Source organism: Sinisalibacter lacisalsi (assembly GCF_014640115.1).
Lineage (GTDB): Bacteria > Pseudomonadota > Alphaproteobacteria > Rhodobacterales > Rhodobacteraceae > Sinisalibacter > Sinisalibacter lacisalsi.
In genome coordinates this window covers 202,879-223,476 of the sequence record NZ_BMGI01000002.1, presented here as the reverse complement: position 1 = coordinate 223,476, position 20,598 = coordinate 202,879, and the positions used below count along the sequence as shown (strand labels likewise).

20 protein-coding genes are annotated in these 20,598 nt (G+C 67.1%); 12 read left to right on the top strand and 8 right to left on the bottom strand.

The window, feature by feature from the left end:
* Nucleotide 1: 1 nt before the first annotated feature.
* From IEW01_RS06895 to IEW01_RS06880, 4 genes are read right to left on the bottom strand one after another with little or no spacing between them, the layout of a single operon-like run.
* Nucleotides 2-634, bottom strand: coding sequence for an HK97 family phage prohead protease (locus IEW01_RS06895; RefSeq protein ID WP_188526887.1), 633 nt, complete (start codon nt 632-634; stop codon nt 2-4).
* On the bottom strand, nt 634-1,914 hold the full coding sequence (locus IEW01_RS06890) for a phage major capsid protein (RefSeq protein WP_188527391.1): 1,281 nt from the start codon (nt 1,912-1,914) through the stop codon (nt 634-636). The genes IEW01_RS06895 and IEW01_RS06890 overlap by 1 nt, the downstream gene beginning before the upstream one ends.
* Nucleotides 1,907-2,236 carry an HNH endonuclease gene (locus IEW01_RS06885; RefSeq protein WP_188526886.1) on the bottom strand — a complete coding sequence of 110 codons (330 nt, stop codon included), beginning with the start codon at nt 2,234-2,236 and terminating at the stop codon, nt 1,907-1,909. The genes IEW01_RS06890 and IEW01_RS06885 overlap by 8 nt, the downstream gene beginning before the upstream one ends.
* On the bottom strand, nt 2,227-3,732 hold the full coding sequence (locus tag IEW01_RS06880) for a terminase TerL endonuclease subunit (RefSeq protein ID WP_188526885.1): 1,506 nt from the start codon (nt 3,730-3,732) through the stop codon (nt 2,227-2,229). The genes IEW01_RS06885 and IEW01_RS06880 overlap by 10 nt, the downstream gene beginning before the upstream one ends.
* Before the next feature lie 45 nt (nt 3,733-3,777).
* Here IEW01_RS06880 and IEW01_RS06875 point away from each other — a divergent pair, with 45 nt between their 5' ends.
* Complete coding sequence (locus IEW01_RS06875; protein ID WP_188526884.1) at nt 3,778-4,068, top strand: hypothetical protein; 291 nt, start codon at nt 3,778-3,780, stop codon at nt 4,066-4,068.
* A gap of 88 nt (nt 4,069-4,156) precedes the next feature.
* Here IEW01_RS06875 and IEW01_RS06870 read toward each other — a convergent pair whose 3' ends face one another.
* A complete protein-coding gene (locus tag IEW01_RS06870; RefSeq protein WP_188526883.1) occupies nt 4,157-4,891 on the bottom strand; it encodes a hypothetical protein in 735 nt (244 codons plus the stop codon).
* A gap of 247 nt (nt 4,892-5,138) precedes the next feature.
* Here IEW01_RS06870 and IEW01_RS06865 point away from each other — a divergent pair, with 247 nt between their 5' ends.
* The 11 genes from IEW01_RS06865 to IEW01_RS06815 all read left to right on the top strand — a co-directional run bounded on the left by IEW01_RS06865 (nt 5,139) and on the right by IEW01_RS06815 (nt 14,038).
* Nucleotides 5,139-5,915, top strand: a complete 777-nt coding sequence (locus IEW01_RS06865) for a hypothetical protein (RefSeq protein ID WP_188526882.1) — start codon at nt 5,139-5,141, stop codon at nt 5,913-5,915.
* A gap of 56 nt (nt 5,916-5,971) precedes the next feature.
* Nucleotides 5,972-7,210: a chromate efflux transporter gene (gene chrA / locus IEW01_RS06860; RefSeq protein ID WP_188526881.1), complete on the top strand. Its 1,239-nt coding sequence runs from the start codon at nt 5,972-5,974 to the stop codon at nt 7,208-7,210.
* A gap of 74 nt (nt 7,211-7,284) precedes the next feature.
* A complete protein-coding gene (locus tag IEW01_RS06855; protein ID WP_188526880.1) occupies nt 7,285-7,746 on the top strand; it encodes an SspB family protein in 462 nt (153 codons plus the stop codon).
* A 77-nt stretch (nt 7,747-7,823) separates the two neighbouring features.
* Complete coding sequence (fumC, locus tag IEW01_RS06850) at nt 7,824-9,218, top strand: class II fumarate hydratase (RefSeq protein ID WP_188526879.1); 1,395 nt, start codon at nt 7,824-7,826, stop codon at nt 9,216-9,218.
* 152 nt (nt 9,219-9,370) lie between these two features.
* Nucleotides 9,371-9,553 carry a DUF4169 family protein gene (locus tag IEW01_RS06845; protein WP_188526878.1) on the top strand — a complete coding sequence of 61 codons (183 nt, stop codon included), beginning with the start codon at nt 9,371-9,373 and terminating at the stop codon, nt 9,551-9,553.
* Nucleotides 9,550-9,780, top strand: a complete 231-nt coding sequence (locus tag IEW01_RS06840) for a ribbon-helix-helix domain-containing protein (RefSeq protein WP_188526877.1) — start codon at nt 9,550-9,552, stop codon at nt 9,778-9,780. The genes IEW01_RS06845 and IEW01_RS06840 overlap by 4 nt, the downstream gene beginning before the upstream one ends.
* Nucleotides 9,781-9,833: 53 nt before the next feature.
* Entirely contained in the window at nt 9,834-10,163 is a 330-nt protein-coding gene (locus IEW01_RS06835) for a DMT family transporter (RefSeq protein WP_188526876.1), read from the top strand.
* Between the two features lie 60 nt (nt 10,164-10,223).
* A complete protein-coding gene (locus tag IEW01_RS06830) occupies nt 10,224-10,838 on the top strand; it encodes a YitT family protein (protein ID WP_188526875.1) in 615 nt (204 codons plus the stop codon).
* A gap of 45 nt (nt 10,839-10,883) precedes the next feature.
* Complete coding sequence (locus tag IEW01_RS06825) at nt 10,884-11,498, top strand: YitT family protein (RefSeq protein WP_188526874.1); 615 nt, start codon at nt 10,884-10,886, stop codon at nt 11,496-11,498.
* A gap of 97 nt (nt 11,499-11,595) precedes the next feature.
* A complete protein-coding gene (typA, locus tag IEW01_RS06820; RefSeq protein WP_188526873.1) occupies nt 11,596-13,419 on the top strand; it encodes a translational GTPase TypA in 1,824 nt (607 codons plus the stop codon).
* Between the two features lie 61 nt (nt 13,420-13,480).
* On the top strand, nt 13,481-14,038 hold the full coding sequence (locus tag IEW01_RS06815) for a VOC family protein (protein ID WP_188526872.1): 558 nt from the start codon (nt 13,481-13,483) through the stop codon (nt 14,036-14,038).
* Nucleotides 14,039-14,107: 69 nt separating this feature from the next.
* Here IEW01_RS06815 and alaS read toward each other — a convergent pair whose 3' ends face one another.
* The 3 genes from alaS to IEW01_RS06800 form a co-directional block, all read right to left on the bottom strand.
* Nucleotides 14,108-16,762, bottom strand: coding sequence for an alanine--tRNA ligase (gene alaS, locus IEW01_RS06810; RefSeq protein ID WP_188526871.1), 2,655 nt, complete (start codon nt 16,760-16,762; stop codon nt 14,108-14,110).
* Nucleotides 16,763-16,905: 143 nt separating this feature from the next.
* Nucleotides 16,906-17,994, bottom strand: a complete 1,089-nt coding sequence (gene recA, locus IEW01_RS06805; protein WP_188526870.1) for a recombinase RecA — start codon at nt 17,992-17,994, stop codon at nt 16,906-16,908.
* A gap of 199 nt (nt 17,995-18,193) precedes the next feature.
* Nucleotides 18,194-20,542, bottom strand: a complete 2,349-nt coding sequence (locus IEW01_RS06800) for an ATP-binding protein (RefSeq protein ID WP_188527390.1) — start codon at nt 20,540-20,542, stop codon at nt 18,194-18,196.
* Nucleotides 20,543-20,598: the final 56 nt, after the last annotated feature.

Genomic DNA, 20,598 nt, shown 5'->3' with positions numbered 1-20,598 from the left:
GTCAGGCCCTCCACCGGTTGAGCGTGCGCACAAGGCCGGCGTCGGGCGTGTAGGCGCCGCCCTTGGTCTTTGCCCAGGACCGCGCCTCAATCTGCGCCTCGGAATAGGCCGGCCGGGTCACGATCGACAGCTCGTAGAGCAACGCCGCATGAACCGTGCGGATGATCGCGTTGTGCGCGCCGTTCTCCGGGTCGTGGCCCTCGTCTTCGATCGTCTCGGCGTCCTTCACGGCGCGCTTCGGCGGGATTCTGAAACCGGGGCTCAACCCGACCATGAGGCCGGCAGAGACCGCAGCCAGCGCATCGCGTGCCCAGGTCGTCTCGGCGATCTCCGGGGCGATCGTCGCCTCGAAGGTGAGCGCGTCGTCGCCGTCGGTGAGCTTGAGAGACCCTGCCGCTCGCGATGAGATTGGTTTTGAGTAGTCATGCCCGACCAGGAAGTGGATATTTTCCTCGGGCCGTTCGACACGATATGAAAACGCCCGAGGCGCGATGACTTCCTTGCGAGGCCGCCCGGTGCGGCCGCCGTCCGATAGGACAGCGGCCTTGCCGTAGGGAAACCGGCCCGCCAAGGCGAGCGCCCCCGAGGCGCGCTTGCGCACCTCGAGGTCGCCCTGAGTTGCGGCCCAGAGCATCAGGCCGCCTCGAGTTCAAGGCCGGTCAGGAGCTCGAGCTGCGCCGGGCGCGCAACCGTCACATCCAGCGTAGCCAGCGCCGTAATTCGCAACCCGCCCGACTGAGCGTCGGAATACGGATCGCGGATCATGTCGACCGCGCCCCAGGCGCCGACGAAGATCGGTGCAACGCCACCGACCGCCGTGGTCAGGAGCGCGGAGGTCGCCGAGGGCGTGCCGCTGGGGTCTGCGAGCGCGTTAGCGCTCATCGCGATGTTGGCGGGCGGGATGTTCTTGACCAGGCGATCCCACTGCGAAACCGCTGTGCCGCTGATCAGCGCGCCGTCGAGATAATCCCACAGTTCCGGCCGAATCAACGCGCGCACCTCGCCGGGCGAGCCCGCCGCGTTCGCCGCCATGAAGCGACTGACGCCCGCGCGCATCGCCGCCCAATCGGCTAGTGCATCAACCGCCGTCGAGGTGATGCCATAGGTCGCCGCGCCGGTGATTACGCCAAGCGGCTGCCCGTTCGCGCCGGTGCCCAGGAAAGCGGCCGCATCCACTGCCGCGCCCATCGCGCCGTTCATGTCGCGGCGCACCGCCTGTTCCATCGCCGCGCCCGACTGTTTCAGAGCCTTGCGGGTGATCCGCATTTGGATGCCGAGGTTACTGTCGGGCGACATGCTGCGATCCGTGGTCGCGTAGGTCGTCGGCCCAGCGACGTTCGCCGTCTCGCCATCGGCCCAGCCTGCCGACACGCTCGAGGTCGTCACCGGCCACTCGATTGCGCCCGCATCGATGCTGATCATCTGGGCACCCATCCGAGCGGCCACGCTGCCGGGGAAAAGACGGTCGATAATCGGACGCGTCTGCACCGGGTCCGGCGTGCCGCTGGCGACGGTTTCACCGGCCCGAACCTCGAGCGCCTGCCACGGCACCGGGACACCCCGGAAGCCGCCCGCGCTTCGAAGCTCCTGCACGATCTCGGCGGTTTGGCCCTCGAGCTGGCGACCAGTTCCCTTCGGGTCCAGTTGATCAACAACCTGGCGCATCTCAAAGCCCGCCATCATCTCCGCCCATTCACGATCCGAGCGGGTTTCGAGATCGGCACCGGCTTCGCGGCGTTCCTCGTCTTCGGCAATGAGCGCCGCGCGATACCGGGTCTCGTTCTGCCGATATTCCGCGTCGAGGGATTCCATCGCGCGGGTTTCGTCTTCGGAGGGCTTGTCCTTGCCCACCAAGGCGGCCAGCTCCTGCCGGATTTCCGACTGGCGCCGGCTGATCTTCACTGAATCAAGCATCTGATTTCCTTTCGTGTTCATGTCGGCCCGTCTCACGGACCAGCTTTTTCCAAGCCTCACGGGCTGGATCTTCACGGCCGAGGCCGATTTCCACTCGGGTCTTTCGGGTGTGGCAACTCGGGCAGAGCGCCTGGAGATTGCCCAGGTCAAAGGAGAGCTCCGGGTGCGACCGCACCGGCTTGATGTGGTCGACCTCGAGCCGTCCGCGTGCCCCGCACATGACGCAGGCGAAGCCGTCCCGGCGCAGCACCTCGAGCCGCAGCCCCTTCCAGCGGCGCGAGCGCGTCACCTTGTCGGAGTGCCTATGATGTTTTACGACCATCCGATGCGGCCTCCTTTGCGTTTCGGGCGCGCGGTTTGCCGGGCACCTTCTGCCACCGCGAGCACGGTCGCCGAGGCCGCGTCGATCCGGCCCTTCGATCGGGCTTTCGCGATCTTGATGTTGTTCGCTGGGTCGCGCAGGCAGACGGTATCCGCGAAGGCGGAGCGCAGAAGCAGGCTTGGCGCGGTCTTCACGCGTCCGTCGAAAACGGCCCGACGCAGCCGCTCAGCGTCTTCGCCACCGTCGCGGAAACCTTGCCCGCGCCATACGAGCGGCGCCTGGATGCCGGCCCGGTCGATCGCCTCGCCAAGCTCCGCCTGCTTGTAGCGGTCCATCGTCAGCCCGGTGACATGCTCGCCCGCGACGTGATCCATCACCTTGGTGAGCCAAGCCGCCACGGGCACCGTCTTGTCGCCGAGCGTCGAGAGCTCGCCCCGGTCGTGCATCTGCACGTAGCGATCGCCCACACCGTCAGCCTGCCCCCGGTCCAGGAGCGCAGGCTGCGAGGGGAAAGTGCCGAGACATTCGAGACGGGCGGTCTCGGGCCAATAGAACGCCGCCCCCGTCATCGAAGCCGAGCCGCCCAGGTCAATCCCGATCACCACCCCGCCTTCCCGCGGAGGCGGATCGTCTGTCTCGCAGGCCAGCCATTCGTCGACGGTCAGCAGCATGTCGCGCGTCTCGCCCGAAACCCGTTCGTTGCGGTTGTAGAGGCGGAAGCTCGTGAGGCTCGAGCCGCCCCGCGCGATCGCCCGGCGAGCCTGGGATTGCAGCCATTCGAGCGAAGAGCCGATCCCGTGTTGCGCGCCCGGATTGGCGATCTTGAGGCTTTCGAGATCATCGGCCGGGAGGCCAGGCGCGGGCCGATGCTCCTGCCGGAAGACGCCCGGCACATCCTCGTCGAGCCAGACCGAGAACGGGTGCGCATCATCCGCCGCCGAAGTCGAAATGATCAGCGCACGGCCGGCGCGCTTACCGAGGCCGGAGAGCAGCGCGTGCTCGAGCGCGTCGCCCTGATCCTTGGCCCAATGGCCGCGTTCATCCATCAGCACCAGCGTCGGCGCCGAGCCCAGGGCCGACTTGCCGTCCGCCGCGATCACCCGCAGGACGTGCTCGCCCGCATATTCGATCTCGAGCCTGGGCGAATAGCGATACTTGAGGCGCGCCTGGTCCTCCTCGGGCAAGGACCGGGCGAAGCCCTCGGCGAAGTCGAACGCTTCGCGCCCCTGGTCCCGTGTCCTGGCCGCGATGATCACATCCCGCCGAGGCTGATCATCCCACTTGCCCAGGAGCGCTCCGAGCGCCAGCCCGGCCGAGAGCGCCGTCTTGGCGTTGCCCCGGCCGATCGACAGCACCGCGACGTTGATCCCGTCCGCCAGAGCACCGCGAACAAATTGCTTCTGGAACGGCGCCAGCTTCAGAAGCTCGCCCGCCTTCGGCCCTTCGGGGATCCGCAGAGTCTCGAGGAAACAGATTGCCTTCTTGGAACAACTCATACACGCTTCCCCCAAAGGATTGAGGTGGTCAGTTTGTTGCAACCCATGCGAATTGTTTTTGCGGCGGCATGCGGAGCGCTTTTCGTTTTTCCGTCCGGCAGCGATGCGCAGCAAAGCGTCAATTGCAGATCGCTTACTTCCAAGCTCATCGCAGCGAACACTGAGATCACGAAAGAGACGTTTGATTTGGTGGGGTTGATAGTATGGGACCTCGCTGAAAAAGCCGGCGAGGAAGACCCGGAGATGTTTGCAGAAATCCTGAAGTCACTTTTTGATGAGATGACGCACCGCCAGATGTTGGAAACTGTTTTCGCGGTCACGGAATACTGCGAATGAAACCTCGCTTGCCGCAGCGCGAAGAGAAAACTCCCCCCCTCGCCCCCCCGGGAATTTCGATCGCCGGGCATTGGGACCAACGGCCCTCTCATCGCCAGTCTCCGTGATTTTTCGCGACCCGATCGAGCAGCCCTCGCCCAACGCTGTTGCCGTTGGCGACTGGACCTGCTTTGCGGAGCTCGTCGTCGCGATATTTCTTGGCGCGGAGCATCCAGGTCTTCCAGGCTGCGCCGAGGTCTTTGAAGGTCGTTCCCTTGGCGATGTGGTGCAACGCGCAGAGCTTGGCCTGGGCTTCGATGTCTTCGTCAGTGAAGCCCTGCGACTTGGCCCAACGTCGAAGCTCGTTGTCGGGCTTCCAGTTCTCATCGAATCCGATTTTCTTCGATGGTTGGCCTTCAATAATTTGGTCTTCTTTTCTTCTTGGTCTTCTTATGGGGCCGGATTTACCGGCTGTCGGTTTTACCAACGGTCGGTTTTTCCGGTTCTCGGTGTCACCGATAACCGTGTTTTCCGGTTCTCGGTCGCTGTCGGGCTCGTCGTGGATGATCCAGCGCGTGCCGAATAACTTGCCCGTCTCGCTGCACCGAATGGGCTCGCGCGTGACGAAACCGGCAGCGGTGAGTTCGCGCATTATCCTTTGAAACCGATCGGGTTTAACGCCGGCGACCCGCATCAGGTGCGGTGAGTGGAATTCCCAATCGTCCGCGTATGTCATCAGCAGTGCGAGCATCCCTCGCGCCTCGATCGACAGATTCTCATCACGCATCACAGCATTGGGAATCGCTGCATATCGACGATCGGGCCGGTGGCTGCGGTGTCTCATGACGCCACCTCGAGGTTCAGATCCGTTTTACAGTTGGCCGATTCGTTCTGGAGCTGTTCGGCTTCTGTCCGGTTTCCGCTGGAAAACGCATTCGATTGATATCCAACGAAACCTTGCGAATACTGCGGAAGCCTGCACCTTCCCCCAATTGGACCAAGATCGCCGGAAACACGGCTTGCCATCTGCCCGCCGGTTTGGCTAACCTCCCGGTATTGGACCGAAACCGCATTTCGAAACGGGGAAACAGGTGTTCCGCACTGCCCATAGTCTGCTTGCCGGCGCAAGCATCCTGTGCGCCACCGCCGCCAGCGCTGAGAGCATCACCTGCGCATTCACTCAGCAAACAGACACCACCACCCTGAACGTCACGATTTCGGGCGAGCCCGGAACGGCCACGCCCTGGATCTGGCATGCGACAATGCTGCAGGATTCCGAACATGCCCTCTATGACGGCACATGGGCCGGGGCGGCGCGCGACGTCGAGGATTTCCTTCTCGCTCAGTTGCGTGTCGACGTCATCGAGTATCAGGGCGAAACCGCGTCCAGCGTCGAAATTCTAACCGGCGGGCTTGTGGTCGAGCCCCTGCCGATCCACGACTTCGAGGCACTCACCGCCGAGGCACAGCCGGTCTGGGGCCGGCTGACGATGCCCATCAATGCCAAGGGCCTGTTCAATCCGGTTTTGGCGGAGGGCGTGATGGAACCGATGGCCTTCGGCCCCGGGGTCTTCCCGGTGATGTGGCAAGGCAGCATCGCCGCCGCTCCCGGAACGCCGGACTTCGCTGCCACGCCGGAGACTCTGCTGGCAATCGAGAACTTCCGGGCCCCCGCGACCAGGGCCACGCTCTCAATCTACCCGATCCGCGACCCCGAAAACCCGAAACCCACCGAACACACGATTGCGCTCGCGGAGTTCCGATGGAACGAAGGCGCGCTGAAGGAGACCTTCACCTGGGTCGACCGGGAACTGCCCGGCTATCTCGCGCTGTTCCGCCAAGGCTGCCCGGACAACCGTCAGCAATAGCGCCCCCGCGCGCTTTTCGTCTTGCGCGCATTACATCACCTTGCGCATATCCGCGCATGCGGCCGAGCCTTCGCACCCTTGTCACCTGTTTTGCCCGGATCGGCCTGATGTCATTCGGCGGGCCAGTGGCGCAGATCGGCGTGATGCACCGCGAGTTGGTGGACAGGCGCGGCTGGATGACCGAGGCCGAGTTCCTGAAGGGGCTGAGCTTTTCCATGCTGCTGCCGGGGCCGGAGGCGATGCAGCTCAGCACCTATGCCGGCTGGCGGCTGCGCGGCGTCGCGGGCGGGCTGGTCGCGGGCCTGCTTTTCATCCTGCCCGGCGCGCTGGTCATGGCGCTGCTGGCCTGGGCCTACGGGCGCTGGGGCGCGTTGCCCGCGCTCGCACCCGCCTTTCTCGGGATCAAGGCGCTGGTGATCGTGGTGCTGGTCCAGGCGCTCTGGCGGCTCGGTTCGCGGGCGCTGCGCCGCCCGCTGCACCTCCTGCTCGCGCTCTCGGCACTGGTCGCGATTGCCGTCGCCGGGCTGCCTTTCCCGCTGGTGGTGGCTGTTGCCGCGCTCGCCGGGCTTGCCCGCGGCCGCGCCCCGGGCGGCGCCCCCCTCAGCGCCGGCACCCTGCCGGGTCTGCGCGCGCCGCTCGCGGCGGGGCTCGGCTTCCTCGCGCTCTGGCTCGCCCCCCTCGCCGTGCTCTGGGCGGCCGGGGCCACGCGCCTCCTTGATGTCGGGCTGTTCTTCTCGCGCCTCGCGGTGGTCAGCTTCGGCGGCGCCTACGCCGCGCTCGCCTATACCGCGCAAGCCGCCGTCGAGGCCGAGGGCTGGCTGACCGCCGCGCAGATGGTTGACGGCCTCGGCCTGGCCGAAACCACGCCCGGCCCGCTCATCCTCGTCACCCAGTTCGTGGGCTACCTCGCCGGGCTCGGCGCGGGCGGCCCGGCGCTCGGCTTCGCCGCCGCCGCCCTCACGCTCTGGGCGGTGTTCCTGCCCAGTTTCCTCCTCGTCTTCACCCTTGCGCCCTTCCTCGAACGCCTCACCGCCCTGCCCCGGGTCACCGCCGCGATGGAGGGCGTGTCGGCCGCCGTCGTCGGGGTGATCGCCGCGCTCGGGCTCTACTTCGCAAGCCACGTGCTGTTCACCCGCGTAACCCCGGCGGGCCTGCCGGACCCGGCAAGCCTTTCGCCCACCGCGCTCGGGCTGGTCGCCGTTGCGGCGCTCTTGCTGGGACGCCTGCGCCTGCCGTTGCCGGCGGCGCTGGCGACGATGGCGCTCGCCGGCACCCTCTCCGGGCTGATCGTCTGACGGCCGCCATTCCCGCCTTTTCTTCCCTCCCGAATCCCGTATGGTGTGGAAAACAATGCCCCCCGGGAGTTTCGATGTCGCGCTCGATCGACTACGGCAATCTGATGCACGACGCCATGCGGCGCCTCATCCGCCAGGTTCTTTCCGACGTGGCCGAGCACGGGCTGCCAGGCGCGCACCACTTCTTCATCAGCTTCGATACCAGCCACCCCGACGTCGAGCTGGCCGACTGGCTGTCCGACCGCTTCCCCGACGACATGACCATCGTGATCCAGCATTGGTTCGAGAATCTGAAGGTGGACGACGAGGGCTTCGCGATCACGCTCAACTTCGGCAACAGCCCCGAGCCGATGTATATTCCCTACGACGCGATCCGCACCTTCGTCGATCCCTCGGTCGAGTTCGGCCTGCGCTTCGAGAGCCAGGACGCGCAGGATGACGAGCCCGATCCGCTGCCGCCCGGCGGGCCCGACGAGGAAGAGGAGGCCGGGGCGAAGGACGCCGAGGTCGTCCGTCTCGACCAGTTCCGCAAGTAGACCGTTAGCGCCACCGCGATTGCGCGGGCGCGAAAGCTTCGCTAGACGGCATGCAGCCGTATACAAGGGAGCACGCGATGACCACCACCCGCACCGAAACCGACAGCTTCGGCCCGCTCGAAGTGCCCGCCGACAAGTATTGGGGGGCGCAGACGCAGCGCTCGCTGCTCAACTTCCCGATCGGCTGGGAGACCCAGCCGGTGTCCATCGTGCGCGCGCTCGGGGTGATCAAGCAGGCCTGCGCAGAGGCCAACAAGGCGGCCGGCGCGCTCGACGCACGGATCGCCGACGCCATCGTCGAAGCGGCGGGCGAGGTGATCGCGGGCAAGTTCGACGACAATTTCCCGCTCGTGGTCTGGCAGACCGGCTCGGGCACGCAATCGAACATGAACGCCAACGAGGTGATCGCCAACCGCGCGATCAAGATCCTCGGCGGCGAGATCGGCTCGAAAGACCCGGTGCACCCGAACGATCACTGCAACATGGGGCAGTCGTCGAACGACACCTTCCCCACCGCGATGCACATCGCCACCGCCATGAGCCTGCGCGACGTGGCCCTGCCCGGCCTCGACAAGCTCGCCGCCGGGCTCGAGGCGAAATCAGCCGAGTTCAAGGACATCATCAAGATCGGCCGCACCCATACGCAGGACGCCACGCCGCTCACGCTGGGCCAGGAGTTCTCCGGCTATGCCATGCAGATCCGCAACGGCATCAGGCGCATCGAGGCGGCGCTTCCGGGGATCTACGAACTGGCGCAAGGCGGCACCGCCGTCGGCACCGGGCTGAACACCCGGCCCGGCTGGGGCGAGGAGGTGGCGGCCAACATGGCGCGGATCACCGGGTTGCCCTTCGTCACCGCGCCCAACAAGTTCGAGGCGCTGGCGGCGCATGACGCGATGGTGTTCATGTCCGGCGCGCTCGCCACGGTCGCCGGTGCGATGTACAAGATCGCCAACGACATCCGCTTCCTCGGCTCCGGCCCGCGCTCGGGGCTGGGCGAGCTGATCCTGCCGGAAAACGAGCCCGGCTCCTCGATCATGCCCGGCAAGGTCAACCCGACCCAGGCCGAGGCGATGACGCAGGTGGCCGCGCACGTGATGGGCAACGACGCGGCGATCAAGTTCGCCGGCTCCCAGGGCCATTTCGAGCTGAACGTCTACAACCCGATGATGGCCTACAACCTCTTGCAGTCGATCCAGCTCATCGGCGACGCCGCCGACAGCTTCACCGAGCGCATGCTTCTGGGCATCAGGGCCAACGAGGAGCGCATCGAGAAGCTGATGAAGGAAAGCCTGATGCTGGTGACGGCGCTGGCCCCGACCATCGGCTATGACAACGCCACCAAGGTGGCCAAGACCGCGCACAAGAACGGGACCACCCTGCGCGAGGAGGCGATCGCGCTCGGGTTTGTCGATGGCGAGACCTTCGACCGCGTGGTACGGCCCGAAGACATGATCGGCCCGAAGGGCTGAGATCGCCGGGGGCTGTCTGCCCGTCGTGGCGGAGGCACGCCGCTGGAGCGTCGGGGGGCTGTCTGCCCCCCGAACCCCCCGAAGGTATTTTCGGACCCAAGAAGAGGGGCGCGGGGCTTTCTCCCTGCGGCCCGTTCAGGCATGATGCGGCCATGGGCGACGTCACCAACCTCAACCGCTTCCGCAAGGACAAGGCCCGCGCCGGCAAACGCGCGAAGGCCGATGAGAACGCCGTGAAACACGGCCGCACCCGTGCGCAGAAGGAGGCGGAACGCGCGCGGGCCGAAAAGGCCGCGCGGGCGCTGGAGGCCCATCGCAAGGCGCCGGACACATGAGCAGCGCCCGCCCGGTGAAGCGTTCGCTCACGCTCCGCGGCCACCGCACGTCGGTTTCGCTCGAAGATGCCTTCTGGCGCGCGTTCCGCGAGATCGCCGCGGCCGAGGGCAAGGGCATCAACGAACTGGCCGCCGAGATCGACGAGGCGCGCGGGGTTTCGGCCGGGCTCGCCTCGGCGATCCGGGTTTTCGTGCTGGAACGCTACCGAAACGCCCCGCCGGGTTGACGCTCGCGCCCAGAGCCGCCATCCCCGCCCCCGCCAGGCCAAGGAATGACCCCATGCCCTACCTCATCCTGCTTATCGCCGTGGCCTTCGAAACCATCGGCACCACCGCGCTCCAGGCCAGCCAGCAGTTCACAAGGGCCGGCCCCTCGATCATCGTGGTCGGCGCCTACGCGGTGAGCTTTTTCCTGCTCGGCTGGGTGCTGAAGTTCCTGCCCGTCGGCGTGGCATACGCGATGTGGTCGGGGCTTGGCATCGTGATGATCGCGCTGATCGGGCTGGCGGTGTTCGGCCAGCGGCTCGATCTGCCCGCGCTCCTCGGCATGGCGATGATCCTCGGCGGCATCCTGGTGATTCACCTGTTTTCGAACGCGGCGCCGCACTGAGGCTGGCCTTTCCGCGCGCCCGGCGCTACCGATGCGCCGATCCAAAGCCCGAGGCCCGACATGCTGCTGCTTTCCGCACCTCCCGACCGCCACACCCGGCTTGAAGACGCGCTCGCCTTTCTCACCGGCACCGCGCTGGTGGCGCTCTCGGTGCTGTTCCTGCGCGCCGCGGGGCTGATCACCGGCCAGATCGCGGGGCTTTCGCTGGTGTTTTCCTATGCCTCGGGTTGGCCGTTCGGGGTGCTGTTCTTCGTGCTGAACCTGCCGTTCTACGGCTTCGCCATCGCCCGCATGGGCTGGCGCTTCACGGTCAAAACCTTCGTCGCGGTGGCGCTGCTCTCGGTGATGGTGGAGGGGCTCGACCGGCTGGTGACGCTGGAGGTCTCGCACCCCGCGCCCGCCGCCTTCCTCGCCGGGATCATCGCCGGCACCGGGCTTTTGGTGCTGTTTCGCCACGGCGCCACGCTCGGCGGCGTGGGCATCCTCGCGCTCTACGTCCAGGACCGGTTCGGCCTGCGCGCCGGCGTGATCCAGCTCGGCTTCGACGCGGCGGTCTTCGCCGTCGCCTTCTTCCTGTTTCCCGCCGCCATCGTCGGCTGGTCGCTGGCCGGGGCGGTGCTCCTGAACCTGCTGATCACGCTCAACCACCGGCGCGACCGCTACATCGCGCGCTGAGCCCGGCCCTTGACGAAGGCCACGGCGCGGCGCATGTAAAAGGTCATGACTGCTGACCCGAACACCACGCCCCGCTACGCCCCGCACGAGGATGCGCAAGGCCTGCTCGTGGCCTCGATCGAGGCCGCGCTCGGCATCCACCTGCTGCGCGCGGCGGGATTGGTCACCGGCGGCACCGCCGGCTTCGCGCTGATCCTGTCCTACATCGGCGGCTGGTCGTTCGGGCTGGTCTTCTTCCTCGTCAACATCCCGTTCTTCGCGCTGGCGCTCTGGGCGCGGGGCCGGGTGTTCTTCGTCAAGTCACTGGCCACGGTCACGCTCGTTTCAGTGCTGGCCGAGGCGCTGAAACCGCTGTTCGAGGTCGGCCAGATCCACCCCGGCGTGGCGGCGCTGCTGTTCGGGGTCACCGCCGGGGTCGGACTTCTGGGCCTGTTTCGCCATTCCGGCAGCCTCGGCGGGATGTCCATCGTGGCGCTGATCCTGCAGGACCGCTTCGGCATCCGCGCCGGCTACGTCCAGATCGCGCATGACGCCGCCCTCTTCGCCGTTGCCGCCTTCATCCTGCCCGCCGACCGCGTCGCCTGGTCGCTGGTCGGGGCGCTGGTGCTCAACCTCGTGATCGCTTTCAACCACCGGCGCGACTGGTACGTGGTCAGCTGACAGCCCCACGGCCCGGTTTCGCCGATCGCCGCTTTCAGGGCTGGTGTTTCGTCCGGGGGCAGGCTATGGCCCAGCGACTCCAGTCATGAGGAACCCAATGGATCTGCGCAACATCGCCATCATCGCCCACGTCGACCACGGCAAGACCACGCTCGTCGACGAGCTTCTGAAGCAATCGGGCGCGTTCCGTGAAAACCAGGCGGTGGCGGAACGGGCGATGGATTCCAACGATCTCGAGCGCGAGCGCGGCATCACCATCCTCGCCAAGGCCACCAGCGTCGAGTGGAAGGGCACGCGGATCAACATCGTCGACACGCCCGGCCACGCCGATTTCGGCGGCGAGGTGGAGCGGATCCTGAGCATGGTCGACGGCGTGGTGCTTCTGGTCGACGCCGCCGAAGGGCCGATGCCGCAGACCAAGTTCGTCACCTCGAAGGCGCTGGCGCTTGGCCTGCGCCCGATCGTCGTGCTCAACAAGGTCGACAAGCCCGACGCCGAGCCCGATCGCGCGCTCGACGAGGTGTTCGACCTGTTCGCCAACCTCGGCGCCGACGATGACCAACTCGACTTTCCGCATCTTTACGCCTCCGGGCGCTCGGGCTGGGCCGATCCCGAGCTCGACGGGCCGCGCAAGGACCTGCACGCGCTGTTTCAACTCGTCGTCAACCACGTGCCCGCGCCGCACCAGATCAAGCGCCAGGGCGAGGATTTCACCATGCTCGCCACCACCCTCGGGGCCGACCCCTTCGTCGGGCGCATCCTCACCGGGCGGATCGAGAGCGGCAAGGTCAAGGTCGGCCAGACGGTGCAGGCGCTCAGCCGCATCGGCCAGAAGATCGAGCAGTTCCGCGTCACCCGGGTGCAGGCCTTCCGCGGCCTTGGCCAGCAGGATATCGAGATCGGCGAAGCCGGCGACATCGTCTCGCTCGCCGGGATGCAGAAGGCCACCGTGGCCGACACGATCTGCGCCCTCGCGGTCGACACCCCGATCGATTCCCAGCCGATCGACCCGCCCACCATCACTGTCACCTTCGGGATCAACGACAGCCCGCTGGCGGGCCGCGACGGCAAGAAGGTGCAAAGCCGGGTGATCCGCGAGCGGCTGATGAAAGAGGCCGAGAGCAACGTCGCGATCAAGATCGCCGACACGCCGGGCGGCGAGGCCTTCGAGGTTTCGGGCCGGGGCGAACTGCAGATGGGCGTGCTGATCGAGAACATGCGCCGCGAGGGCTTCGAGCTTTCGATCTCGCGCCCGCAGGTGATCATGCGCGAAGGTGAAAACGGCGAGACGCTGGAGCCGGTCGAGGAAGTCACCATCGACGTCGACGACGAATACACCGGCGCGGTGATCGAGAAGATCACCGGCCCGCGCAAGGGCGACCTTGTCGAGATGAAGCCGGCCGGCACGGGCAAGACCCGGATCATCGCCCACGTGCCGTCGCGCGGGCTGATCGGCTACCACGGCGAGTTTCTCACCGACACCCGCGGCACCGGCGTGCTCAACCGCGTCTTCCACGGCCATACCCCGCACAAGGGGCCGATCGAGGGCCGCCGCGCCGGCGTGCTGATCTCGATGGAAGACGGCGAGGCGGTGGCCTACGCGCTGTGGAACCTCGAGGAGCGCGGCAAGATGTTCGTCGAGCCGCAGGACAAGATCTACCAGGGCATGATCATTGGCGAGCACAGCCGCGAGAACGATCTCGAGGTCAACCCGCTGAAGGGCAAGAAGCTCACCAACGTGCGCGCCAGCGGCACCGACGAAGCGGTGCGCCTCACCCCGGTCAGCAAGATGAGCCTCGAACAGGCGATCGCCTATATCAACGACGACGAGCTCGTCGAGGTGACTCCGAACGCGATCCGGCTGCGCAAACGCCACCTTGACCCGCACGAGCGCAAGCGCGCCGCCCGCAGCGGGGCCTGACGCTGCCGCGGTTGGCGCCGGGGCCATAAAGGCGCTAGGCTGGTCCGAAGGAGGGCCAGCCATGCACAAGCTCCAGGTTCAGGGCGTGCATCACATCACGCTCAACGGCGCCGACCGTCAGACCTCGATAGATTTCTGGGAGGCAGTGCTCGGCATGCCTTTCATCTTCGAGCAACCCAACCTCGACAACCCCGACGAAGGGCATCTCTACTTCGATCCGGGCGACGGGCGGTTGATCACGATTTTCACGAACGAGGCGCGAAAGCCCGATCCGCGGCCGACCGCGCGCGAGCCGGGCAACGTGCACCACATCGCGTTCAACGTCTCGAGGGCGGTGTTTGCGCAGGCCGTCGACCGGCTTGATGCGCGCGGGATCTCGCACTCCGGGCCGAAAGACCGCGGGTTCATGGATTCGATCTACTTTCGCGATCCGCTGGGATTGCTGATCGAGCTGGCGTGTTACCGGTTCGAACCGCCCACCGGCCATACCCACGCCGAGGTGCTGGCCGAGGCACACCGCATCCGCGTCTCGCGCGGCGACCGGGCGATCGCCGACATCCATCTCGCCGATGCGATCGAGCGGCTTGTCGAGGCGCGCCACAACGGGGATTCGAGCTGAGGGGCCGCGACAGGCTCTGTCGCGCAGACGTGATCGCGCGCCGGAGACGATAGCGCGCGGAGCCGGGCGTCAGCCCGCGATCACCGCTTCGGCCGCGGCGATCGCCGCCTCGGCCTGCGCCGGATCGGCGCCACCGCCCTGTGCCATGTCGGGCCGTCCGCCGCCACCCTTGCCGCCGAGCGCCGCCACCGCCGCGCGCACCAGGTCGACGGCCGAAACCGTCGCGGTGAGATCGTCGCTCACCCCCGCCGCGACCGCCGCCTTGCCGCCCACATCGGCGATCAGCAGCACCGCGCCGGAGCCCATGCTGGCCTTGTGGGCGTCGATCAGCGGTGGCAGATCCTTGCCCGATACCCCGGAGAGCACCTGAGCGAGGAAGGGCACACCGTTGATATCCTTGGGTTTCGGCGTTTCCTGCCCGCCGCCCGACATCGCCAGTTCGCGGCGCAGTTGCGCCACCTCGGCCTGCAGCGCCTTGCGTTCGTCCATCAGCGCGCGCACCCGTGCGACGAGATCGTCGGGCTGGGTTTTCAGCGCGTCCGAAAGCTCCGCCACGCGGCCGGCCTCGCGCTCGAGCCAGGCGAAGGCGTCCTTGCCGGTGAGCGCCTCGACCCGGCGCACGCCGGCCGCGGAAGCACTGTCGCCGAGCAGAACGAAGAGCCCGATATCACCGGTGCGGCCGACGTGGGTGCCGCCGCAGAGCTCGATCGAATAGGTCTCGCCGCCGCTGCCCTTGCCGGTCGGCGCGCGGCCCATCGAGACCACGCGCACCTCGTCGCCGTATTTCTCGCCGAACAGCGCCTGGGCGCCGATGGCGCGGGCGTCATCGGGGGTCATCACCCGGGTTTCAACGGGCGCGTTCTGGCGGATATAGGCGTTCACCTCGCGCGCCACGTTGTGCAGCTCCTGCGCGGTGAGCGCCTTGTTGTGGCTGAAATCGAAGCGCAGCCGGTCGGGCGCGTTGAGCGACCCGCGTTGCGCCACGTGCTCGCCCAGTTCCTGGCGCAGCGCCTCGTGCAGCAGGTGCGTGGCCGAGTGATTGGCCCGGATCGCCGTCCGGCGCAGGTGATCGACGGCAAGCTCCGCCCCCTGCCCGCGCGCGATCTCGCCCGACTCGACCTCGGCGAAATGGATGAACACCCCCGCCACCTTCTGGCAATCGGTCACCCGCGCGCTGCCGGTCTCGGTGCGGATCAGCCCGGTATCGCCCACCTGGCCACCGGATTCCGCGTAGAACGGCGTCTGGTTGACCACGATCTGAACCTTGGCGCCCTTGGTCGCGGCATCGACCTCGGCGCCGTCCTTGACGACGGCCAGCACCTGGCCCTCGGCATGTTCGGTGTCATAGCCAAGGAACTCGGTGACGCCCTTCGCCTCGGCGATGTCGAACCAGATCGTCGCGTCCGCCGCCTCGCCCGAGCCCGACCATGCCGCGCGGGCCTTGGCCTTCTGCTCGGCCATGGCCGCATCGAACCCCTCGGTATCGACGCCGCGCCCTTTTTCGCGCAGCGCATCCTGGGTGAGATCGAGCGGGAAGCCGTAGGTATCGTAAAGTTTGAACGCGGTCCGCCCGGGCAGATCGGCATCCTCGGGCAAATCCGCCAGTTCCTCGTCAAGCAGCTTCAGGCCGCGGTCGAGCGTGGCCTTGAAGCGGGTTTCCTCGGTGAGCAGCGTTTCCTCGATCAGCACCTGCGCGCGGCCGAGTTCCGGGTAGGCCTGCCCCATCTGGCGGACAAGCTCGGGCACCAGGCGGTGCATCACCGGGTCCTGGCTGCCGAGGAGGTGCGCGTGGCGCATCGCCCGGCGCATGATCCGGCGCAGCACGTAGCCGCGCCCCTCGTTCGAGGGCATCACCCCGTCGGCGATCAGGAACGAGGTCGAGCGCAGGTGGTCGGCGATAACCCGGTGGTGGACGTTGCCCGGCCCGTCGGGATCGGCGTTGTTGACATGCGCCGAAGCCTCGATCAGCGCGCGCATCAGGTCGGTGTCGTAGTTGTCGTGCTTGCCCTGCAGCAGCGCGCCGATCCGTTCCAGCCCCATGCCGGTGTCGATCGACTGCATGTCGAGCGCGCGCATCGAGCCGTCTTCGAACTGCTCGTTCTGCATGAACACGAGGTTCCAGATCTCGATGAACCGGTCGCCGTCTTCCTCCGGGCTGCCCGGCGGGCCGCCCCAGATATGCTCGCCGTGGTCGAAAAAGATCTCGGTGCAGGGGCCGCAAGGGCCGGTGGGGCCCATCTGCCAGAAATTGTCGCTCGTCGGAATGCGGATGATCTTCTCGTCGGGCAGCCCGGCGACCTTCTTCCAGATCTCCGCCGCCTCGTCGTCGGTGTGGTAGATGGTGACGAGCAGCTTGTCTTTCGGAATCCCGAATTCCTTGGTCAGCAGCTCCCAGGCATAGGGAATCGCCTGCTCCTTGAAGTAATCGCCGAAGGAGAAGTTGCCCAGCATCTCGAAGAAGGTGTGGTGGCGCGCGGTGTAGCCGACGTTGTCGAGATCGTTGTGCTTGCCGCCGGCGCGCACGCATTTCTGCGCGGTGGTGGCGCGGGTGTAGTCGCGGTGCTCGACCCCGGTGAACAGGTTCTTGAACTGGACCATGCCCGAGTTCGTGAACATCAGGGTGGGATCGTTGCGCGGCACGAGCGGCGAGCTGTCGACCACCTCGTGGCCGTTGCGCTCGAAGAAGCTCAGGAAGGTGGAGCGGATGTCGTTCAGGCTGGCCATATGTCTTTTCGGGGTCCGAGCGTGGGTTTGAAGGCCGCGAGGGCCGGTCGCCCCGGTTTAATTGCGGCTCGGGCGCGTGTCCACAGCAGAACGGCCGGGGCGTGGCGCGCCCCGGCCGTGATGTGCGTTCAAAGCCCTTGGTCTCAGGCTTCCATCAGGTCGTCGCCGTCACCGTCGTTGCCGGATTCGCCCTCGGGCATGTTGAACTCGAGGCCGTGGGCGGCGCGGATCTTGTCCTCGATCTCGAGCGCCATCGCCTTGTTTTCCTTGAGGAAGGTCTTGGCGTTCTCGCGGCCCTGGCCGATCCGTTCGTCGCCGTAGGAGAACCAGGCGCCGGACTTGTCCACCACGCCGGCTTTCACGCCGAGATCGAGCAACTCGCCGGTTTTCGAGATGCCTTCGCCATACATGATGTCGAATTCCACCTGCTTGAACGGCGGGGCCACCTTGTTTTTCACCACCTTCACCCGGGTCGCGTTGCCGACCACCTCGTCGCGATCCTTGATCGCGCCGATGCGGCGGATGTCGAGCCGGACGGAGGAGTAGAACTTGAGCGCGTTGCCGCCGGTGGTGGTTTCGGGGCTGCCGAACATCACCCCGATCTTCATCCGGATCTGGTTGATGAAGATCACCGTGCAATGCGACCGCGAGATCGAGCCGGTGAGCTTGCGCATCGCCTGGCTCATCAGCCGGGCCTGCACACCGACGTTCGAATCGCCCATGTCGCCCTCGAGCTCCGATTTGGGTGTCAGCGCCGCGACCGAGTCCACCACCACCATGCTGACCGCGCCCGAGCGCACCAGCGTGTCGACGATCTCGAGCCCCTGCTCGCCGGTGTCGGGCTGCGAGATCAGCAACTCGTCGAGGTCGACCCCGAGCTTCCTGGCATAGAGCGGGTCGAGCGCGTGTTCGGCGTCGACGAAGGCGCAGACGCCGCCCTTCTTCTGCTCCTCGGCCACGCAGTGCAGCGTGAGCGTGGTCTTGCCCGAGCTTTCCGGGCCGTAGACCTCGATGATCCGCCCGTTCGGCAGGCCGCCGATGCCGAGCGCGATGTCGAGCCCGAGCGAGCCGGTCGAGGTCGACGCGATCTCGGCCACCGGGTTGTCGGCGCCGAGCTTCATGATCGACCCCTTGCCGAACTGCCGCTCGATCTGGGCAAGCGCCGAGTCGAGCGCCTTCTGCTTTTCGCTGTCACGCTTGGTCGTCATATCGAGGAGATCCGCCGTTGCCATCTTTGCCATCCTTATTTCACACCCTTGCCCGCGCAGCAATCACTGCTCTGTTCGCCTCTTGTTCTGCGCGGCACCATGCGCACAAAAAGAGAACATTTCAAGACCAATCTTCTCCCCCGATGGTGGCCGGCAATGGTTAACACTTCGTTGACGGCGCCGGAAAAGCCCCCGGGCCGCGCGAAAAGGGCGTGGCCGGGCCTCAGTGCAATTGCCGCGAAACGGTCTCGGTCAGTTCCGTGAGCGAGAACGGCTTGGGCAGGAAGACCGAGTTGGGAATCCGGTTCTGGTGTTCGCTCACCGAATCCTCGGCATAGCCCGAGACGAAGATCACCCGCACCCCCGGACGCCGGCGCAGGGCCTCGCTCACCCATGTCGGCCCGTCCATGCCGGGCATCACCACGTCGGTGACGAAGACATCCACCTCGAGGCTCTCGTCTTCGAGCGTCTTGAGCGCGTCTTCGGCGCTTTCGGCCTCGAGCACGGTGAAGCCGCGAAGCCTCAGCGCGCGCGAGGCGAAGGCGCGCACCGGTGCCTCGTCTTCCACCAGCAGCACGATGCCGCCGTCGCGCGGCGGGGCGCCATGGGTCGGACGGGGAAGGCCCTCGGTAACGGCGGCGAGAGCGCCATTCGGCGCCGGGGCCGCACCGGCCACCAAATCGCGCGGCGGCGCCGCATCGGCGCCATCAGGCTGCCATGCCGGCGCGTCCGCGCTTCCCCCGGTGCGCGCCACGAGGTCTTCGCGATACACCGGGAAATACAGCGTGAAGGTCGTGCCCGATCCCTCGACCGAATCGACGAAGACGAAGGCGCCCGATTGCTTGACGATCCCGTAAACCATGCTCAGGCCGAGCCCGGTGCCCTTGCCGGCCCCCTTGGTGGTGAAGAACGGCTCGAAGATCTTCGCCCGCAGCTCGGCGCTGATGCCGCAGCCCTCGTCGATCACCCGGATGGTGACGTAATCGCCGGGCGGAACGACGGCGCGATCGCGCGCGAGGGGACGGTCGAGCGAGCAGTTTTCGAGCACCAGCCGGATCTTCCCCCCGGCCGGCATCATCGCGTCGCGGGCATTGACCACGAGGTTCATCAGCACCTGCTCGAGCTGCCGCTTGTCGGCGCGCACCGGCCGGATCGCCGCGCCGGTTTCCAGCGAGAGCTGCACCCGTTCGCCGACAAGGCGGCCCAGCAGATGGGTCAGGTCGCCGAGCGCGTCGGCCAGGTCGAGCCGGTCGAGCCGCAGCGTCTGCTTGCGCGAAAAGGCCAGCAGCTGGTTCACCAGCGCCGCCGCCCGGTTGGCGTTCTGCGAGATCTGGCTGAGATCGGCGAAATCGGGGTCGCCCTCGTCGTGGCGCAGCAAGAGCAGGTCGCAATGCCCCGAGATCGCGGTGAGCAGGTTGTTGAAATCATGTGCCACGCCGCCGGCGAGCTGGCCGATCGCCTGCATCTTCTGGCTCTGGACGAATTGCGTCTCGAGCGATTTCAGTTCGGTGGCGTCATTGAGCACGGCGACGAGCGCGGGGCCGCTTTCGTCGTGGTAGTGTTCGAGCGAGACCTGCAGGAACCGCTCCTCGGCCCTGGAGGCGCGCATGGTTTCGATGCGCCCCAGGTTGCGCCCCTCCCAGGCTTCGCGCAGCCAGTCCGAAAGCGGCCGACCGAGGCCTTCGAGCTGGTCGGCGAGGTGGCTGCCGATCACCGCGTCATCGCCCAGCAAGCGCCGCGCCCGCGCCGTCGCCATGGTGATCGCGCCGTCGCGGTTGAGCCGCAGCAGCGGCAGCGGCAGGCTTTCGAGCACGCCCCACTCGCCGGGGCCGACGCGGTGCTGCCGCGCGTCGGGCACGAGGTAGATTTCGCGCCGCCCGCCGGTGAGCGGCACCTCGACCGGCATCACCGAAACCGGGCCATGCGCGCCGGTGATCCGGTGGTTCTCTCCGGGGCGCAGCGGCAACTCGCCGAACACCCTGTCGAGCGTGGTTTCGCGCCCTCCGAGCAACCGGCGCAGGGCCTCGTTCATGAACAGGATCGCGCCGTTCTGCGCCACCGTCATCATCGGCAACGAGATCGCCTCGCCGCCCTGCCCGGCCGCAAGCCGATCACCGATATCCTCGCAGCGCCACAGGAACCCCTGCTGGCCGACGCGGTGCACCGAAAGCCGCATGTGGCCCTGGCGCAGCACCACGTCCTCGCGCGCCGCGCCGGTGGCAAGCGCCTTGTTCTGCAAGCGGTAGACCAGCGTCGCCGGCGCGGCAAAGAGATCGGCGAAGGCCGACACCAGCGTGCCACCCGGCGACGCGGCGGCGAACCGCGCGCGCGCCGCGTCGTTGAGATAAAAGATCTCGCCGTCGCGATCGGTGATGACCCCCGGCGCGGCATCGAGCGCGATGGTTTCGGCCAGCGCCGCGCGCAGCCTGGCCCGGGCGACGCCGTGGCGCAGCCCCAGCCCCTTCACCAGCAGCGCCAGCGCGATGAACGTGGCGCCGAGCAGGACGAGGCCGAGCGCCGCCACGCCGACCGGCACGGCCCAGGCCAGCCCGAGCAGCCCCGCGCCGAGCATCACAAGCAGCAGGGCCCTGGGCCCAAGCTCGAGCGCGGCCTGCGTGGCAGGACCTG

Excerpts from the sequence above, each read along its gene's own strand:
- IEW01_RS06840 (WP_188526877.1), top strand. The coding sequence starts at position 9,550 with ATGAGCAGCGCCCGCCCGGTGAAGCGTTCGCTCACGCTCCGCGGCCAC.
- IEW01_RS06880 (WP_188526885.1), bottom strand. The coding sequence starts at position 3,732 with ATGAGTTGTTCCAAGAAGGCAATCTGTTTCCTCGAGACTCTGCGGATC.
- IEW01_RS06815 (WP_188526872.1), top strand. The coding sequence starts at position 13,481 with ATGCACAAGCTCCAGGTTCAGGGCGTGCATCACATCACGCTCAACGGC.
- alaS (WP_188526871.1), bottom strand. The coding sequence starts at position 16,762 with ATGGCCAGCCTGAACGACATCCGCTCCACCTTCCTGAGCTTCTTCGAG.
- IEW01_RS06825 (WP_188526874.1), top strand. The coding sequence starts at position 10,884 with ATGACTGCTGACCCGAACACCACGCCCCGCTACGCCCCGCACGAGGAT.
- chrA (WP_188526881.1), top strand. The coding sequence starts at position 5,972 with ATGCGGCCGAGCCTTCGCACCCTTGTCACCTGTTTTGCCCGGATCGGC.
- IEW01_RS06890 (WP_188527391.1), bottom strand. The coding sequence starts at position 1,914 with ATGCTTGATTCAGTGAAGATCAGCCGGCGCCAGTCGGAAATCCGGCAG.
- IEW01_RS06830 (WP_188526875.1), top strand. The coding sequence starts at position 10,224 with ATGCTGCTGCTTTCCGCACCTCCCGACCGCCACACCCGGCTTGAAGAC.
- IEW01_RS06870 (WP_188526883.1), bottom strand. The coding sequence starts at position 4,891 with ATGAGACACCGCAGCCACCGGCCCGATCGTCGATATGCAGCGATTCCC.
- fumC (WP_188526879.1), top strand. The coding sequence starts at position 7,824 with ATGACCACCACCCGCACCGAAACCGACAGCTTCGGCCCGCTCGAAGTG.
- IEW01_RS06835 (WP_188526876.1), top strand. The coding sequence starts at position 9,834 with ATGCCCTACCTCATCCTGCTTATCGCCGTGGCCTTCGAAACCATCGGC.
- IEW01_RS06845 (WP_188526878.1), top strand. The coding sequence starts at position 9,371 with ATGGGCGACGTCACCAACCTCAACCGCTTCCGCAAGGACAAGGCCCGC.
- typA (WP_188526873.1), top strand. The coding sequence starts at position 11,596 with ATGGATCTGCGCAACATCGCCATCATCGCCCACGTCGACCACGGCAAG.
- IEW01_RS06885 (WP_188526886.1), bottom strand. The coding sequence starts at position 2,236 with ATGGTCGTAAAACATCATAGGCACTCCGACAAGGTGACGCGCTCGCGC.
- IEW01_RS06800 (WP_188527390.1), bottom strand. The coding sequence starts at position 20,542 with ATGCTCGGCGCGGGGCTGCTCGGGCTGGCCTGGGCCGTGCCGGTCGGC.
- IEW01_RS06855 (WP_188526880.1), top strand. The coding sequence starts at position 7,285 with ATGTCGCGCTCGATCGACTACGGCAATCTGATGCACGACGCCATGCGG.
- recA (WP_188526870.1), bottom strand. The coding sequence starts at position 17,994 with ATGGCAACGGCGGATCTCCTCGATATGACGACCAAGCGTGACAGCGAA.
- IEW01_RS06875 (WP_188526884.1), top strand. The coding sequence starts at position 3,778 with ATGCGAATTGTTTTTGCGGCGGCATGCGGAGCGCTTTTCGTTTTTCCG.
- IEW01_RS06895 (WP_188526887.1), bottom strand. The coding sequence starts at position 634 with ATGCTCTGGGCCGCAACTCAGGGCGACCTCGAGGTGCGCAAGCGCGCC.